Source organism: Sphingobium sp. UBA5915 (genome assembly GCF_002431195.1).
Taxonomy (GTDB): domain Bacteria; phylum Pseudomonadota; class Alphaproteobacteria; order Sphingomonadales; family Sphingomonadaceae; genus Sphingobium; species Sphingobium soli.
In genome coordinates this window covers 1-16,193 of sequence record NZ_DJDV01000040.1, presented here as the reverse complement: position 1 = coordinate 16,193, position 16,193 = coordinate 1, and the positions used below count along the sequence as shown (strand labels likewise).

General features: G+C 59.9%; 11 protein-coding genes. 6 read left to right on the top strand and 5 right to left on the bottom strand.

Annotated features, from left to right (window positions below; all coding sequences use genetic code 11):
* Positions 1-89 precede the first annotated feature (89 nt).
* The 4 genes from B2V90_RS05630 to B2V90_RS05615 are packed head-to-tail and all read left to right on the top strand — an operon-like array spanning position 90 to position 3,878.
* On the top strand, positions 90-866 hold the full coding sequence (locus B2V90_RS05630; RefSeq protein ID WP_293920167.1) for a cytochrome ubiquinol oxidase subunit II: 777 nt from the start codon (positions 90-92) through the stop codon (positions 864-866).
* The gene (locus B2V90_RS05625; protein WP_228221878.1) at positions 863-2,947 is read left to right on the top strand and encodes a cbb3-type cytochrome c oxidase subunit I; all 2,085 of its coding nucleotides are present in this window, start codon (positions 863-865) and stop codon (positions 2,945-2,947) included. The genes B2V90_RS05630 and B2V90_RS05625 overlap by 4 nt, the downstream gene beginning before the upstream one ends.
* A complete protein-coding gene (locus tag B2V90_RS05620) occupies positions 2,944-3,570 on the top strand; it encodes a cytochrome c oxidase subunit 3 (protein ID WP_009823602.1) in 627 nt (208 codons plus the stop codon). Before B2V90_RS05625 ends, B2V90_RS05620 begins: the two co-directional genes overlap by 4 nt.
* Positions 3,567-3,878 (top strand): cytochrome o ubiquinol oxidase subunit IV, encoded by a 312-nt coding sequence (locus B2V90_RS05615; protein WP_009823601.1) that lies wholly within the window; start codon positions 3,567-3,569, stop codon positions 3,876-3,878. The genes B2V90_RS05620 and B2V90_RS05615 overlap by 4 nt, the downstream gene beginning before the upstream one ends.
* A 61-nt stretch (positions 3,879-3,939) precedes the next feature.
* On the opposite strand, the gene fghA is transcribed toward B2V90_RS05615, so the two are convergent.
* Both fghA and B2V90_RS05605 read right to left on the bottom strand, forming a co-directional pair.
* Positions 3,940-4,773, bottom strand: coding sequence for an S-formylglutathione hydrolase (gene fghA / locus B2V90_RS05610; RefSeq protein ID WP_228221983.1), 834 nt, complete (start codon positions 4,771-4,773; stop codon positions 3,940-3,942).
* A 108-nt stretch (positions 4,774-4,881) separates the two neighbouring features.
* Positions 4,882-5,994 carry an S-(hydroxymethyl)glutathione dehydrogenase/class III alcohol dehydrogenase gene (locus B2V90_RS05605; protein WP_228221879.1) on the bottom strand — a complete coding sequence of 371 codons (1,113 nt, stop codon included), beginning with the start codon at positions 5,992-5,994 and terminating at the stop codon, positions 4,882-4,884.
* A 145-nt stretch (positions 5,995-6,139) separates the two neighbouring features.
* Between B2V90_RS05605 and B2V90_RS05600 the strand changes: the two genes are divergently transcribed.
* Together B2V90_RS05600 and B2V90_RS05595 are read left to right on the top strand one after the other, a co-directional pair.
* Positions 6,140-7,027, top strand: coding sequence for a LysR family transcriptional regulator (locus B2V90_RS05600; protein ID WP_228221880.1), 888 nt, complete (start codon positions 6,140-6,142; stop codon positions 7,025-7,027).
* A 123-nt stretch (positions 7,028-7,150) separates the two neighbouring features.
* Positions 7,151-8,662 carry a UxaA family hydrolase gene (locus tag B2V90_RS05595; protein WP_228221881.1) on the top strand — a complete coding sequence of 504 codons (1,512 nt, stop codon included), beginning with the start codon at positions 7,151-7,153 and terminating at the stop codon, positions 8,660-8,662.
* A gap of 57 nt (positions 8,663-8,719) precedes the next feature.
* Here B2V90_RS05595 and B2V90_RS05590 read toward each other — a convergent pair whose 3' ends face one another.
* From B2V90_RS05590 to B2V90_RS05580, 3 genes are all read right to left on the bottom strand, one after another.
* Positions 8,720-10,321 (bottom strand): DUF5597 domain-containing protein, encoded by a 1,602-nt coding sequence (locus B2V90_RS05590; RefSeq protein ID WP_228221882.1) that lies wholly within the window; start codon positions 10,319-10,321, stop codon positions 8,720-8,722.
* 111 nt (positions 10,322-10,432) lie between these two features.
* Entirely contained in the window at positions 10,433-13,474 is a 3,042-nt protein-coding gene (locus tag B2V90_RS05585; protein ID WP_228221883.1) for a glycosyl hydrolase family 28-related protein, read from the bottom strand.
* 77 nt (positions 13,475-13,551) lie between these two features.
* The coding region (locus B2V90_RS05580) for a TonB-dependent receptor domain-containing protein (RefSeq protein ID WP_293920162.1) at positions 13,552-16,193 on the bottom strand (2,642 nt) is incomplete at its 5' end.

The following is a 16,193-nucleotide window of genomic DNA, read 5'->3' as shown; positions in this document are numbered from 1 at the left end:
GTGGGGGATTGCTCCGGTGGGGGCGGATGGCGTGCTTGGCGGCCCTTCTGCTTTTGCTTGGCGGTTGCGGGGCGCTGGACCTCGGGGTCATGAACCACGCAGGTCCGGTGGCGGCCGAACAGTGGCGTCTTTACAAGATCGTTGCGGTGGTTTTGATCTTCGTGGCTGGCCCGGTGCTGCTGCTTGTGCCGCTGATTGCCTATCACTATAGACTGGACAATAAGGATGACGCCTATCGGCCCAACTGGGGCTTCTCCTGGTCGTTAGAGGCGCTGATCTGGCTACCGCCCATTGCGATCGTTGCAGGTCTTGGCGTGCTGCTCTGGGACGCCACGCACCAGCTTGACCCCTACCGGGCGCTGCCCTCCAAACAGCCGCCGCTAGAGGTTCAGGTGGTGGCGCTCGACTGGAAGTGGCTTTTCATCTACCCGGACGATGGCATCGCGACCGTCAATCAGCTGGCCGTGCCAGTCGGACGCCCTGTGCATCTCAGCCTGACGAGCGGAACAGTCATGCAGTCCCTGCTCATTCCCCAGCTTGCCGGGCAGATCTATGCGATGGCGGGGATGCGCACGCAACTCAACTTTGCCGCGGACAGACCGGGCGTCTATAGCGGCCTCAATACCCAGTTCAATGGTGCCGGCTTTCAGCATCAGAAGTTTTCCGTCGTCGCCATGCCGGACCGTGAGTATCGACACTGGCTGACGCGTCGGGCCGCCGATGGGCAGCCGTTTGACGACAATGTTTTGAAAAGCCTCATGCGAAAATCGGCGGCGCAACGTCCCCTTTTCTTCTCCAAAGTGCCGCCTGGCCTGTTCGAACATCTGATGATGGCAAATATGCAGAAGGAAGAGGCTATCCGATGACGGACCCGGTGTGGCCTATGCTGTTGGGGCGGTTCACCTGGGATTCGCTGCCTTTCGTGCGGGCTTGGCACAATCCGACGACAAACGAACTGATCGCGGCTGCGGCGGGCGGAATCGTTGTGGTCGGCGGCATCGCGGTTCTTGTCCTCATCACTGTGATGCGGCGATGGCGCTGGTTGTGGACGGAGTGGCTCACCAGCCTGGATCATAAGAAGATCGGCATTCTCTACATAGTGATCGCGTTAGTCATGTTGGCGCGCGCGCTGGTGGAAGCGAATCTCATGCGCTTGCAGCAAGCGGTCGCCGTCGGGAATCCGGGCTTCGTCGCGCCTGAACATTTTGCCGAGCTGTTCAGTACCCATGGGTCGATCATGATCTTCTTCATGGCGATGCCGTTTCTGACCGGTCTCATCAACTATCTGGTTCCGCTTCAGATAGGGGACCGTGACGTCGCCTTTCCTGTATTGAATGCGATCAGTCTTTGGCTGACAGCTGCGGGGGCGGCCCTCATGATGGCCTCGCTGGTCATCGGTCGGTTTTCGACGGGGGGCTGGAGCGGGTATCCGCCCTTCACCGAAATCGGCTTCAATCCGGGCGTTGGCCCGGACTACTGGATCTGGGCCGTCACTCTGGGTTCGCTGGCATCGACGATGACCGGGATCAACATTGCCGTCACGATCTACAAGATGCGCTGCCCGGGAATGAAGCTGATGCGCATGCCGCTTTTCACCTGGACCAGCCTTTGCACCGCCATCCTCATGATCTTTGCGATGCCTCCCCTCACGGTCGCCACCGCGCTCCTGGCGTTGGACCGCTATTTGGGCTTTCATTTCTTCACGAATGCACTTGGCGGCAACATGATGCACTACGCCAATCTCTTTTGGATGTTTGGGCATCCTGAAGTCTATATCGTCATTCTGCCTGCCTTTGGCATCTACTCCGAAGTCGTCTCCACTTTTTCCAGCAAAGAGCTGTACGGCTATAAATCACTGGTAATCGCAACCATGGCTATCGCCGTGCTGTCCTTCACCGTCTGGCTCCACCATTTTTTCACCATGGGCCAAAGTGCCAGTATCAATGCGGCTTTCGGCATTGCCACCATGGCTATCGGGGTGCCGACCGGTGTAAAGATTTACAACTGGATCTGGACGATGTTCCGGGGCGAGGTGCGTTTCACGACCCCCATGATCTATGCGCTAGCCTTCATGATGACATTTGTTCTGGGCGGACTGACCGGGATCATCCTCGCTTTTCCTCCCCTCGATTATGTCGTCCACAACACGCTGTTCCTGGTGGCGCACTTTCACAATATGCTGATACCCGGCACGCTTTACGGCCTGCTGGCAGCTTACACATTCTGGTTTCCCAAGGTGTTTGGATATCGGCTGGACGAACGCTGGGGCCGTATCTCATGCCTGTGCTGGATAGTTGGTTTCTACCTGGCGTTCATGCCGCTCTATGTGCTCGGCGCAAGCGGAATGGCGCGCCGTACCCAGGCCGTCATGGAGACGGCCTATCGGCCTTGGCTCTTTATGGCCGAAGCTGGCGCACTGATCCTCTTGTGCGCCTTTGCCGCATTGATAGTCCAGCTTTGGGTCAGCATCCGTAGCCGCGGCGCCAATGATGTTTTCGTGGGCGATCCATGGGATGGCCGCGCGCTGGAATGGTCCGTTTCCGCGCCACCGCCGGAATTCAACTTTGCCCGCCTTCCTCATGTGGATCAGGCGCACTGGTTTTACGACGCGAAGCGCAAATACGCGCCCTACGCCCCGCCGATTGCCTATCATGACATATGGATGCCCAGGAACAGCGCCGTGGCGCCCGTCATTGGTATCGCGAGCGGCGCTGCGACCTTCGGGCTTGTCTGGCACATGTGGTGGCTGGCGATTTTCGGCCTGATTGTCATTTTCGCTGCGGTCGTCGCACGCAGCTTTGTGCGAGACACCCATCGCGTCATCCCTGCATCCGAAGTGGCCAGGATCGATGAAAGCTGGCGCGAGGCGACGGCCAGGGCGCAGCCGGTCCCGCGGGAAATCGAAACCAGCCCCGCTAATCAAGGCTTGGCCCTGGTGCGATCATGAGCGCAAGCGAAACCAAACATGCCGGCCTGAACCTTGGCGGAACGGACGCCAAAACCCATGCGGAAGCCGAACATGCCATATTCGGTTTCTGGATCTTCCTGATGAGCGACGCTGTGATCTTCGCTCTGCTGTTCGCTACCTATGGCGTCATGCTGCCTGCCACGGCGGGAGGACCAACGCCAACGAGTGTGTTCAAAATTGGGCCGACATTCGCGGAAACGCTGCTGCTCCTGACCAGCAGCCTGACATATGGCATGGCCTCGGTAGCGATGAAGCATGGTTCGCCTTTAGGCGGAATTCATCGCTGGCTGGCGGTCACTCTTCTCCTGGGCCTGATCTTCCTCGCCTTTGAATGGCACGATTTTTCTGACATGTTCGCGCAAGGAGCCTACCCGACACGAAGCGGCTTTCTATCGGCTTTTTTCGGACTGGTTCCGCTTCACGGCCTGCACGTCATCGCCGGCATTGTTTGGATTCTGGTGATGATGGTGCAATTACGCGTCTTCGGACTCGACGCGCGGGTCAAGATCAACCTTCTTCGGCTGGGACTTTTCTGGCATTTCCTCGACATCGTGTGGATCGCGATATTTTCCACAGTCTACTTGCCGGGTCTCCTGCCATGAACGGGAACGACGAAAGGCGGGCGGAAGTCCGTTCCTACCTTGTGGGATATGCAGGGGCCATCGTGATGACGGGCGTCGCCTTCGCCATCGTGCAATGGCCGATCGCTTCGCCAAAACTTACCTTCGCGGCGGTGCTGACGCTGGCCTTTACGCAGATCGTGCTCCAATTTCGCTGTTTTCTGCACATCAGCCTCAGACGATCTGCGCGGGACGATCTTCAACTCATCCTGTTTTCGACTCTTGTTGTTGCGCTGATGGTGGGTGGCACCCTGGTGATCCTCCTGAACCTTCGCGAGCGGATGATGTGATGCGAAGGGGGATCAGCCCGCGCCGTCTTGCTTTTTGACCAATGCGCCAAACTAGAGGCCGCTAAAGGCGTTCTGCATGCCAGCGCAGATGGTCGGCCATAAAGGTCGAGATGAAATAATAGCTATGGTCATAACCCGGCTGCAAATGCAGGGTCAGGTCGATTCCCGCTGCTTCGCAAGCTGCCGCCAACAGGTGTGGCTTGAGTTGATCGTTCAGGAAATTGTCCGCACTCCCTTGATCCACCAGCAGCGCGCCGCATCGCGCGCCATCCTCGATCATCGCCACCGCATCATGCTTGCGCCACGCTGCCCTGTCGTCTCCCAGATACCCGTCAAGCGCCTTCTGTCCCCAGGGCACCTGTGACGGCGCGACAATCGGCGCGAAAGCGGAAATGGCCTTGAACCGATCGGGATAGGCAAGGCCGATCGTCAGCGCGCCATGGCCGCCCATGCTGTGGCCCATGATGGATTGCCGGTCCCGATCGACGGGAAAATGGTCCGCGACAATATCGGGTAGTTCCTGCGTCACATAGGACCACATCCTGTAATGCCGGCTGTAAGGCTCCTGCGTCGCGTCGACATAAAAGCCCGCGCCGAGGCCGAAATCATAAGCCCCATCAGGATCGTCCGCCACGCCTTCGCCCCGGGGGCTGGTATCGGGTGCGACGAAGATCAGACCAAGTTCCGAACATAGCCGACGATATTCGCCTTTTTCCGTGACATTGGCATGCGTGCAGGTGAGGCCCGACAGATACCAGACGACGGGCAGCGTCGCGCCTTCCTCATGCGGGGGCACGAAGACCGAAAACATCATGTCCGTACCAGTGGCTGACGACGCGTGCCTGTACACGCCCTGCACGCCGCCAAAGCTTTGGTTGGTGGAGACGGTTTCGATGGTCATGATTTGTCGCTCCGGGAAGATAAGCCTTGGAAAAGAGGTCAGGTCCAGGCCAGGGCGCCGCACCGATGGTCAGGCGCTCCCGCCCTTCCCGACCCTGTCGGATCAGAAGACCACGACCGATCGGATGCTTTCGCCCGCGTGCATCAGATCGAACCCCTTGTTGATGTCTTCCAGCGTGAGGACATGGGTGATCATCGGATCGATTTCGATTTTGCCGTTCATGTACCAGTCCACGATCTTGGGCACGTCCGTGCGCCCCTTGGCACCACCAAAGGCGCTACCCTGCCAAACCCGGCCAGTCACGAGCTGGAATGGACGGGTGGAAATCTCCTTGCCTGCTTCCGCCACGCCAATCACCGTGGAAACGCCCCAACCGCGATGACATGCCTCCAGCGCCTGGCGCATGACTTCGGTATTGCCGGTGCAATCGAACGTGTAATCCGCCCCACCATCTGTCAGCGCAACCAGGTCGGCGACCACATCCGCAGTGTTTTTGCCTGCCGGATTGTAGAAATGGGTCATGCCAAAGCGTTTGCCCCATTCGGCCTTGTCCGCGTTGATATCGACCCCGATGATCCGGTCGGCTCCGACCAGGCGGGCGGCTTGCAGGACATTGAGGCCGATCCCGCCCAAACCGAAAACGATCACGTTCGAACCGGGCGTGACCTTGGCGCTGTTGATGACAGCGCCCACTCCGGTCGTAACGCCGCAACCGATATAGCAACTCTTGTCGAAGGGCGCGTCCTCGCGAATTTTCGCGACCGCGATTTCGGGGAGCACGGTAAAGTTGGAGAAGGTGGAACAGCCCATATAATGAAAGATCGGCTGGCCCTTGTAGGAAAAGCGGGTCGTGCCATCAGGCATCAACCCCTTCCCCTGGGTCGCCCGGATCGCGGTGCACAGGTTGGTCTTGCCCGACAGGCAGCTTTTGCACTGGCGACATTCGGGCGTGTAAAGCGGGATGACATGGTCGCCAGGCTTGACGCTGGTGACGCCCGGCCCGATGTCCCGGACGACGCCCGCGCCTTCATGACCCAGGATCGACGGGAAAATGCCCTCACTGTCAAAGCCGTCCAGCGTGTAGGCGTCTGTATGGCAAATGCCCGTCGCCATAATCTCGACCAGAACCTCACCGGCTTTCGGTCCTTCCAGATCGACCTCGACGATTTCCAGCGGGGTCTTGGCGGCAAAGGCTACGGCAGCTCTCGTCTTCATGCTCAACTCCTGGATTTCGGTTTGGGTGAGGACCGGCATGGCGACCCTCGGCCTCATTCACATGTTGAAATCCTGTTATCAATATCCCGCTGATGCGATAAGGCCTTGGGCAGGAAATTCATCATGCCGCATATGGGATAATAGCATGTCATGCTGGGACGGGATCGACGAATTTGTCGCAGTCGCGACCGCCGGCTCTTTCATTGGTGGAGCGAGGGCATTGGGCGTGTCTACATCGCATATCAGCCGGGCCATACAGGATATGGAACAACGACTGGAGACTCAGCTTTTCCACCGCACCACCCGCGTCGTCCGACTGAGCGACACCGGCCGGTCGCTGCTCGACCATTGCCGGCAGCTGATTGCAGACCGGGAGGACATGCTGGCGCTTATCCACGAGGAAAGCGAACCCCAAGGGGAGCTGCGGCTCACCTGCTCTACGGCCATGGGCGAACGGTTTCTCGCCCCCATCATGCGCCGCTTCGCCATGCGGAATCCCCGGTTGAGCGTCACCCTGGATTTGACCAACCGGGTCGTCGATCTGATCGTGGAGGGATATGATCTTGCGATTCGCACCGGCGCGCTGACGGACACGCGCCTGATCGGCACGAAGATCGGTGATCGGTCTTTTCTGACATGCGCGGCCCCCGCCTATCTCGACGACCGCGCGCTTGCGCCCACATGCGTCGAGGACCTGGACCGTCATGACTGTGTCGCCGGGACAAGCCCGACATGGCATTTCAAGGTCGATGGCAAGGCACTGCTGTACCGGCCCCAGGCTCGTTTTCGCTGCAATAGCGGCCTGGCGGTGGTGGATGCGTGCCTGGCGGGCATGGGTATCTGCCAGCTTCCGGAATTTTATGTCTTGCCGCATATTCGGAGCGGTCAGTTGAGGCTCGTCCTGCCCGACCTTCGGCCGGACGAAGAACCGATTTGGGCCGTCTATCCCCGGCGCCGGCATTTGATGCCAAAAATTCGCGCTGCTATCGACCATATCCGAGATCAGATGTCGGCGGAGATGCGCTGCATCTAGGCGTGATTGCGGGCGTTCAATGCAATTGCCTATGGGCAAGACATTATCTGGAAAAACGGGATCTGGCATAGCGCACTCGCTTACCCTGCCTATATGTGGACTGGTGATCCCATATGGAGGACGATGAACGTGGTTCCTGCGCTGCGCATAGCGGCTGATGACGATGTCGCCGTCCTGACCAGTGCCATAGCTCCGGGAGAGGCGGTGTTGGGCGTGACCGTGCTTCATTCGGTTCCGGCCGGTCACAAGCTGGCGCTGCGCGACCTTGCAGCTGGTGAACCGGTTCGCAAATATGGGCAGGTGATCGGCCAGGCATCGCAATTTATCCCGGCGGGCTCGCATGTCCATTCCCACAATTTGACGGTAGGGGACCGTTCACACACGCCATCATCTTCGCTCGCAGCCACCATCGCCGCTCCTGTTGCGCGCCCTAGCCCCGACAAAACGGGGTTCGAAGGGTATCGGCGCGCCGATGGCCAGGTTGGGACGCGCAACGTCATCGGCATCATCGCAAGCGTCAATTGCGCCGCAACGGCGGTGCGTCGGATCGCGCGCAGGTTCGAGCAGGACCTTCCCGGCTCCATCGACGGCGTTGCCCCCTTTACGCACAGCAGCGGCTGCGGCATGGCCAATTCCGGGGATGGCTTCGCAGTCCTGGAACGGACCTTGGCCGGCTATGCACGACACCCGAATTTCGGCGGTGTGCTGATGTTGGGACTGGGATGCGAAGTTGCGCAAATCGACGCGTTGCTGGACCGTCACGGCTTGAATATCGGCCCGCGCCTGCGCACGCTGACGATCCAGGACGCCGGCGGCACGGCGGCGGCGATCAATCAAGGCACCACCATCGTCCAGGAATTGATTGAGGAGGCTGCTGCCGATCACCGACAGACCTGCCCGGTGTCCGACCTTGTCCTTGGCCTCCAATGCGGGGGATCGGACGGCTGGTCGGGCGTGACCGCGAACCCGGCGCTTGGCGTCGCGACCGACCTGCTGATCGCAGCCGGCGGTTCGGCCTATCTGTCGGAAACCCCGGAAATTTACGGGGCAGAGCATCTCTTGATGGCTCGGGCCGCTGATCCGACCGTCGCCCGCGCACTTCAAGACAGGATTGCCTGGTGGGAAAGCTATGCCGCTCGCAACGGCGCCAGCCTCGACAATAATCCATCACCCGGCAACAAGGCGGGCGGGCTAACGACCATTTTCGAAAAGTCGTTGGGCGCGATCGCCAAGGCGGGCAGTTCGCCGCTGGTCGACATACTGCTCTATGGGGAGCCGCGGCGTAAGCATGGCCTGAGTTTCATGGACTCGCCAGGCTATGACCCCTGTTCGGCGACCGGCCAGATCGCGTCAGGCGCCAATGTCCTTGCATTCACGACCGGGCGCGGGTCGGTGTTCGGGTCACAGCCTGCGCCTTGTCTGAAACTGGCCTCCAATGCCGCGCTCGCCAAAAAGATGGCGGACGACATCGACATGGATTGTTCGCCTGTTCTCGACGGCATGTCGCTCGAGGACGCAGGTGCGTTGATCTACGACCGCATCCTATCCATCGCGTCCGGCGCACCGACCCGGTCGGAAATAATCGGCGTCGGCGACTTCGAATTCGTACCCTGGCAACTGGGGGCGTGGATGTAATTGCATATCGCGACGCGATGATAGGGACTGGCTTTGGCGCCGCTCGCTGCCGTCCCGCTATCGATAATGGCCCATCGTGACCTTGAGGACCTGGGGCCGATCCGTAAGGTTCAGGCCATAGTCGGTCTGGTCGCCATTCCATATCCGCGTCATTTTCCATGTCCCTTGTTCGAACCGGCCTTCCTCGACACGCAGCATGATGCCGTTAGGCGGAGAGTCGGGCGCGGGTTCGAACGTGACACGCGCATGATCGCCGACCAGCAGAAATTCGTCGGCGGATAATTGGATCAGGGCAAAACCGCCAACCGGCTCAGCGGCGGCAGCCGGCGGTTCGGCCGCGAACATTTTCCATTCCTTCATACCGAACTGCCACTGGCCCCATGCTCCAGTGATTTTCCAGTTGCCCATGATGGTAGACACGGGCGATCCGTCATCGGGCTTGGCGCTACCCCAGGTGGGATGGGCATAGGAAAGACGCGCCCAGTCCCGCATGATTGACCCTATCATTGCATAGGGCCGCGCGAATGCGCCGATCACCTTTTCGTCCAGCGCCTTGGCGCCCAGCGGGTAATTAAAATAGCCGCTGCGATCCATGCCGAAAGGCGCAAAGCCGATCGCCCCTCGCCCGATCGCCTCGTAAGAATACCGCGCGAACAGAAGGGAATTGCCGATTTCCGGCACCATCAGCGCATTGTCAGGTCGCGCATATTTATCGAGATATTGGACGACGTTGGCGCTTTTGCCGTCATAGATGTCCGGTGCCTGAAAATCGATGGATGGGGCGGCGGCTTTCCAAATGTCGAGCACGTCCTGCTGCGGCCCGCCGCTGGCAACGCCGGTGGGGTCGGGGACGTTTGACGGCCCTGCTAATGATGCATTGACATACATGGGAAGTGGCTTCACCGCTTTTCCTGCTCGCGCGATGGCCTCTACATAGGCTGCAACATACCATGTGTTGAATGCCCGGTCTGCCTGGTCTCCAAAAGCCTGCGCCCACGTGCCCTGCTTACCCGTTGCACGCGACAAGGGTCCCGGAATTGAATGGGCGAACAGACGATCGCCTTCCGGGCCATAGTCTCGCGGGACACGATAGCTGCCGGTTTCATTTTCAACCTGCACCATGATGACGCTGTTCTGCGCATCGTGATCGCGCAGATATTCCATGAGCTTGACGAAAGCCTTTCGGTCGGCCGCCAGCGTCTGCCCTCCATGGGGGCTCAGCACATCATGGTCTTTGCCCTCTTTCGTCTTCATGCGCGGAAAACGCTTGCTGTCTAACTTCACCCAGTCTGGGGTATAGCTGTAGCCCGTGTTTTTCCAGGTTCCGAACCAGAGTAATATCAACCGCTTATCATGCTTCCTTGCCTGCTTCAGCAGCGTCTCGAGATAGGAAAAGTCGAACCGTCCTTCGACAGGCTCGACCTGTTGCCATGCAACCGGAATCTCCAGCGTATTGGCGTGGATTTCTTCCAGCACCGGCCAGACGGTATCCAGCATGGCGGGATAGTTGACGGCGTTATTGGCCTGAGCACCCAGTATCAGAAATGGCGCATCATCGACCATCAGGGCATGCCTGCCGTCCCGGTGTTCCAGCCGCGGTACTGAGGTCGCTCCATCCGCTGGCTGTGCAGCCGCAGCGCAGAAAATGAGGAGCACCATGACGGCAGGGCCAAATGCACGATGCATCACTCTGTCCCTCTGCGGCTTATCCGGTGCAGTGATCAACATGGTTTCAAATGTGATCAACGCTTCAGCACTATAGCCTGTTTCTTAGTTCTGGGGCGTCTGCGTGGCGTACAGTGCGTGGTGTGTGAGGATGTAGAGCGTCCTGCCATCCTTGCCCCCAAAGACCAGTTGCAACGGGCGTTCGGGCACGTCGATCCGGCCAATCTCCTTGCCGTCCGGCGCGTAGACGAAAACCTGTCCATTGGCGACATAGACGCGCCCCTGCGCATCGGTCGCCACCCCTTCCCCGCCACGGTTAGCAAAGGGCTTGAGATCGGTCAGCGTGCCCCCGGCCCCCACTAGCCCGCTATAGGTGCGGTTCTCCGATCCGTTGGTGACGAACACCCTCTCCCCCGGGCGCGCCTGAACGAAGCCATAGGTGTCGAGCGCATCGGAAAAGCGCCGACCGCGATGGTCCGTTGGTCCTTGTGAGAAAACCCGCCATGCGGGAAGCGCGACGGACCCATCGGGCGAGACATATTGCTGCGTCTTGGGCTTGGCCATGTCGCGCGCGAACATCTCTTCCAGGGTGGTGAAACGATAAGTGGCGGGATCAATCTGATCGCGAAATTCGCCGTTGTTCCACCAATTGACGGGCATGGTGACAATCGCGTCCTTGCCCCGCGAGACAGGCGTCGGCGCGATGACGGTCATCTGCGTGTCTGGCGTGCCGGGCTTGAAGCTGTAGACTGTGCCATTTCGCCCTTGCGACGAGAGCACGAGCAGATTGCCGGATTTGTCGATCGTCAGATTGACTGGATCGAGCGCGGCGTCGCGGATGATCTCTAACCGCCCCGCGTCGGACCAGCGCCAGATGCGCTGGAACTGACGATCGATGAAGTAGAGCCTACCATCGGCATCGACCGCGCCGCCGCCGATGGAATGAAAGTCATCGGCCAGTTTCTCGACCGCAGCCCCAAAGCGGGACGGCTCGGCGGCAGCAGGCGCATCCGTCACATCCAGCACGGCAAATTCGCGCTCCCGCACGTCGATACCGTGGGTCACGTCCTGAATCGCGTTGGAATAGGGAAATTTGGTAACGCGCAGGAATGTAGCGCAGCCATTCTCGTCACAGGTGCCAAGGCCGCTCTCGCCGTTCACATGCACATTGCGAAAACGAATGTCGCGAACGTTATACAAGGTAACGGCCGCCGGCGCGGCCTTGCGCGTGCGGGTGACGCGATAGCCGTGAAAATTGGCGACAAGGATATTGTCGGAATCGCGAATTTCCAGCGCGGTGGCGTCACCGCTTTCACCCCCCTCTCCTTCGGTCTGCGGGGCCAGCAATTCCCAGTTGGACACCCGATTCAGCGTGACTTCGCTGCGAACATGATGTTCGACAGACGCCTGGATGATGCGTCCGGGTGTTTTTGTATCGGAAATCAGGATGCCAGGATGCGCGAAGGTGCTGGGGCTCCAAATATTGGCGAAGGTGCCACCGCCACCCTGCGTCACCCACAGGCTGGCATATTGCCCGTCCCAGCGCCGCGCCGCGTCCGGGTCGCCCGTGGCGTTATTGTTGTAGGGATTGACGCGCGTGCCATCGAACAGGTTGGTGCCATGTCCCCCCTGGAACTTGACATCGTTGACCATGGATGTCGCGCCAGCCTTCCACAACAAGGCAGTTGCCCGCTGATTGGCGCCATTGCTGTTGATGCCGATGCCTTGGACGATGGCATCGCCGCCCTGCGCGCTTTCGATGACAGCCTTGGGCGCGCCGACGCCCTGGAACCCCGGCGATCCGTCCGGCAGGACGATCTGCGTCAGACTGGGGTGCAGGCCGACCAGCACCGTATTAGGGCGCAGGCGCAATGTATCACTGACGCGATAGAAGCCGGCTGGCAGGTAGACGACGCGATGCGCGTCGATCGCCCTTTGCAATGCGGCGGTGTCATCCGTCCGGTCATCCCCCTTCGCGCCCAGCGCGCGCACGCTGACCCAGTCCTTGACCGGGGGCAGCGCGCGGATCGCGGCATTGCTCGCCCTTGGCAAGGCATTGAGCGCTGTCGCCTTCATGGCGGTTTCATAGCTGCCCATGCGCCCCGCGCCGGGCAGGGTCAGCCCATAGGTGAAGCTGTCGACCTTATAGGTGGCGCCCGCCCCTTTCTGGGTGCGGCTACTATCCCGGAAATGCGCGAACACGGGCATGTTGGCAGCCACGACATTCTGGAAGCCGACCTGGGTGTAGACATTATTTTCGTTGGAAATGATGACCCCGGCCCTGGAGACATTTTCAAAGCGCATGTCCTGGCCCCACAGCCAATCGCCGTAGCCTTCGTCGATGTCAATGCCGACCAGCGTGTCGCGGATCGACACGTTCACCATGGTCAGTCCAGCCTCGTGCTCGCGAATGGCGGCATCGCGTTGGCCCTCAAAGCTTGAATCGACCAGGGCAAAAGGCCAGGCTGGAGAGGTCTTTTCCGCCAATATGCCATACCGGCCGCCATAAAAATGCAGGTCTTCCGCTTCATTGGCGACATCATAGAGGCCGGCGAGGCCCGATCCGATGTGGAAATCGACATGGGAGACGAAACTATGCTGTGCCGAATGAAAACGGATCGCGGTGGCGGCTGGATTGCCGTCCAATATGCGAAAATCGATATTGGCGAGCGCTGAATAAAAAGTGCCGGGATTGGCGTCGGCGATATCCTTGTTGAACGGAACGCTGCCTGCCGGCGGAAACGCCGCTGGTGGCGTGCCCTTGTCGGTCTGGCGCTGGCTGCCGGTAAACATCAGCATATGGGCGACCCCACGCTGGAATCCTGGCGTATTCGCGCCAAGGAGGATGATCGGCCGTTGCGCGCCAATGCCGAAAATCCGCACGCCGGGATACAGGAATAATGTCCGGCTGATGCGATAGGTGCCGGCGGGCAGGAAAACGATACCGCCCCCGGCAGTCGCGGCTTGGTCGATCGCTTGCTGGATTGCGGCACTGTCGTCGGCACGACCGTCGCCTACGCCCTTCACTGTGACGGCGCGGGGTTCATCCGGGACCGTCATGTAAACGGATGGCGACGCCAGCGCCGGCTGCGCGCCCGCCAGGCACAACAGCATGGATGCGCAGGCTCCACTCAATCCGTATTTCATGCAATGCTCTCCACTGGGAAAAATATGTCCCGGCCGTGCAGGGCCGGGACAGGTGGGTGGGGACTGGGAATATCAGATCAGAAGTTGAAGCGCACACCCGCACGATAGATGCGGCCCAATGTGTCATAGAGCGCCGGGTTGATGTCCAGACCGGTGTTGGTCTGCGGCGATGCGACCGGATCTTTATCGAACAGATTGTCGACCTTGCCGTAGATCGATACCTGATCGGTGATCTTGTAGGTTGCGCCCACGTCCATGTAGAAGGCGCCCTTCATCTTGTTATAGTTGATCGTCGGGTGGTTGCCGGTCGACACGGGGCAACTGGACTGACAGACGACATATTGGTTGCCAAAAGTGCCGTCGCTGAACCAGCGTTCCTGCACCGTCAGCGTCAGCTTGCCGGTGTCGTAGGTCTGGACGGCCAGCCATTTCCAATCCGGGGTGGCGCCATTATTGGCCCCGGCCTGATCGACTGGATCGACCCCGGCGATGCCCGCATCGACGATGAACTTGCGGATGTGAGTGCCCAGCGCGCGAACGGTGAAAGTGCCGGGCAGGCCGAGCGGCTGTTGCCACTGGTAGCTTGCCTCTATGTCAAAGCCACTGGTCTTCCAGGAAGCCAGGTTGAACGGCTGGACGTTAACGAAATTCTGCTGCTGGTTCGCATTGTCGAGGCTGAATCCCCCGCAGAAGGCTTGATTGCCTTCAAAGCAGAATTGCACGATCTGCTGCGCGGAAAGGCTCGACACGACGCCGTTCAGCTTGATGTTGTAATAATCGAAGGACAGGCTCAGGCCAGGCGCCCAGGACGGCCGGGCAAGGACGATGCCGACTTCGGTGTTGCGCGCAATCTCCGGCTTGAGGTTCGGATTGCCGATCGTGTTCTGGAAGGTCGATACGGCGACGTTGCGGAACGGGTCGTTGAAGTTGGGCAGCGTCGTCACGGTCGGCGCGGCAAACAGTTCCGACAGGTTCGGCGCCCGTACGTCGCGCGATGTGACGGCGCGCAGGCGAATGCCGTCCAGCGGCGTGTCCCATGTGCCGCCGACCTTCCACGCCCAAACCGTGCCGGACGTGCTGTAGTGGGTGCCGCGGCCCGCCGCATTCAGGTTCGCGCGGCCCGCCCCCTGGCTGTCGAACAGCGGGAGATTGATTTCCAGGAAGCCTTCATAAACTTCATATTTGCCGCGGCCATTTTTGTAATTGCCCGCCGCCCAGTTGCTGCCGAGTTCCGAATTGAGTAGCGGATCGGCCGGATAATTTTCGTCATTAGGGCTGAGCGGCGACACGCCCGCCCCATAGGGATCGGCGTTGACGCGATAAAATTCGCGCCGATATTCAGCACCGAACGCGACTGCGAGCGGGCCTGCCCATAGCTCGACCGGTTCGCCCGAAAAGTTGGCGCTGACCACGTCCTGCGTCAATTTGGTGTGCTGGAACGGGCCATTTTCATGCGGCGCGACATAAGCCAGCGCTGACGCGGAAGGTGTGAAGTTGCCGAAGATGTTCATCGGCACACAGCCATTGGCGCGGGCGACCGGATCACGGCACACGACTGCGCCGTTCAGGTTAATGGCATCGGCCGCTGCGACATAGCGATTTTGCAGGACGATATCGCGGACGCGAATGTCGGAAATGGTGATACCATGTTCATAATAGGCGTCGTAATTCCAGTCAGTCCCGCCCAAACCGAACTGTCCCTTGAGGCCGCCGACGAAGCGATATTGTTTGCGGTCAGTATAGACCTGCGGATCGGGCAGTTGCGCGTTTGAAGAGCCGAAACCGAAGCTGGTGATGCCTGCTGCCGCGCACTGGTCGCGGATCGTCTGCGGCAGGAAGGCATTGTCGCACTGGACGGTCAGGTTGGCGCGGCCATAGCCGGGGCTTGGCTGGTTGTTGGTCTTCACCTGCGCGATATTGACCGTCAGATAGGCTTCATTGTTGTCGGCAAAGTCATAGCCCAGGCGCGTATAGCCGTTGATCCGCTCCAGCGATGATTTGAGCGATGCGCCAGAACCTGGCGCGCCCGACAGGTCGCCGCCCTGGCAGAAGCTGTTCCCCTGAAAACAATTGCTAACCCGACCGTTGCCGAGTGGCTGGCCATTCGATCCATATTGGAAATTATAGGGCGTGCCGTTGGCATCGAAGGCAATGCCCTGGAGCGGGCCATTATTGATCAGGCCATAGCGAGCATATTGGTATGGCTGCGCATAGTCGCCATAGACATATTGTGGCAGGCCATTGTTGGTCTGCCCCGTATTGAACAGCGTCGTTGCGCGATACCAGTCGCGGCTGCCGGCAAGGTCGGTGCCGAAATCTCCTGCGTCCACGCCGCCTTCATGGTCATATTCGCCACTGACGACGAAATGCAGCCGTCCATCCATCGCCGATGTACCATAGGCCGCCTGGACCAGCGCGGTTTCATCGTCGCCATATTTGGTGATGCTGCCCAGGATGTTGCCCTTAAACCCTTCAAATCGGGTGTCGGTGATGAAGTTGACAACGCCGCCAACCGCGTCCGACCCATAGGAAGCCGATGCGCCGCCCGTCACCACGTCCACGCGCTTGACAAGCAATTGCGGGAACATCGAAATGTCGGGAACGCCGGTCACGTTCGCGCCGACGACACGCTGCCCATCCAGCAGGGTGAGGGTGCGGATGGTCCCCAGTCCGCGAAGGGAGAAGGAGCTGAGGCCTTGCTGGCCGCTCGACGTGCTGA

Excerpts from the sequence above, each read along its gene's own strand:
- B2V90_RS05585 (WP_228221883.1), bottom strand. The coding sequence starts at position 13,474 with ATGAAATACGGATTGAGTGGAGCCTGCGCATCCATGCTGTTGTGCCTG.
- B2V90_RS05590 (WP_228221882.1), bottom strand. The coding sequence starts at position 10,321 with ATGGTGCTCCTCATTTTCTGCGCTGCGGCTGCACAGCCAGCGGATGGA.
- B2V90_RS05625 (WP_228221878.1), top strand. The coding sequence starts at position 863 with ATGACGGACCCGGTGTGGCCTATGCTGTTGGGGCGGTTCACCTGGGAT.
- B2V90_RS05615 (WP_009823601.1), top strand. The coding sequence starts at position 3,567 with ATGAACGGGAACGACGAAAGGCGGGCGGAAGTCCGTTCCTACCTTGTG.
- B2V90_RS05620 (WP_009823602.1), top strand. The coding sequence starts at position 2,944 with ATGAGCGCAAGCGAAACCAAACATGCCGGCCTGAACCTTGGCGGAACG.
- B2V90_RS05595 (WP_228221881.1), top strand. The coding sequence starts at position 7,151 with ATGAACGTGGTTCCTGCGCTGCGCATAGCGGCTGATGACGATGTCGCC.
- B2V90_RS05605 (WP_228221879.1), bottom strand. The coding sequence starts at position 5,994 with ATGAAGACGAGAGCTGCCGTAGCCTTTGCCGCCAAGACCCCGCTGGAA.
- B2V90_RS05630 (WP_293920167.1), top strand. The coding sequence starts at position 90 with ATGAACCACGCAGGTCCGGTGGCGGCCGAACAGTGGCGTCTTTACAAG.
- B2V90_RS05600 (WP_228221880.1), top strand. The coding sequence starts at position 6,140 with ATGTCATGCTGGGACGGGATCGACGAATTTGTCGCAGTCGCGACCGCC.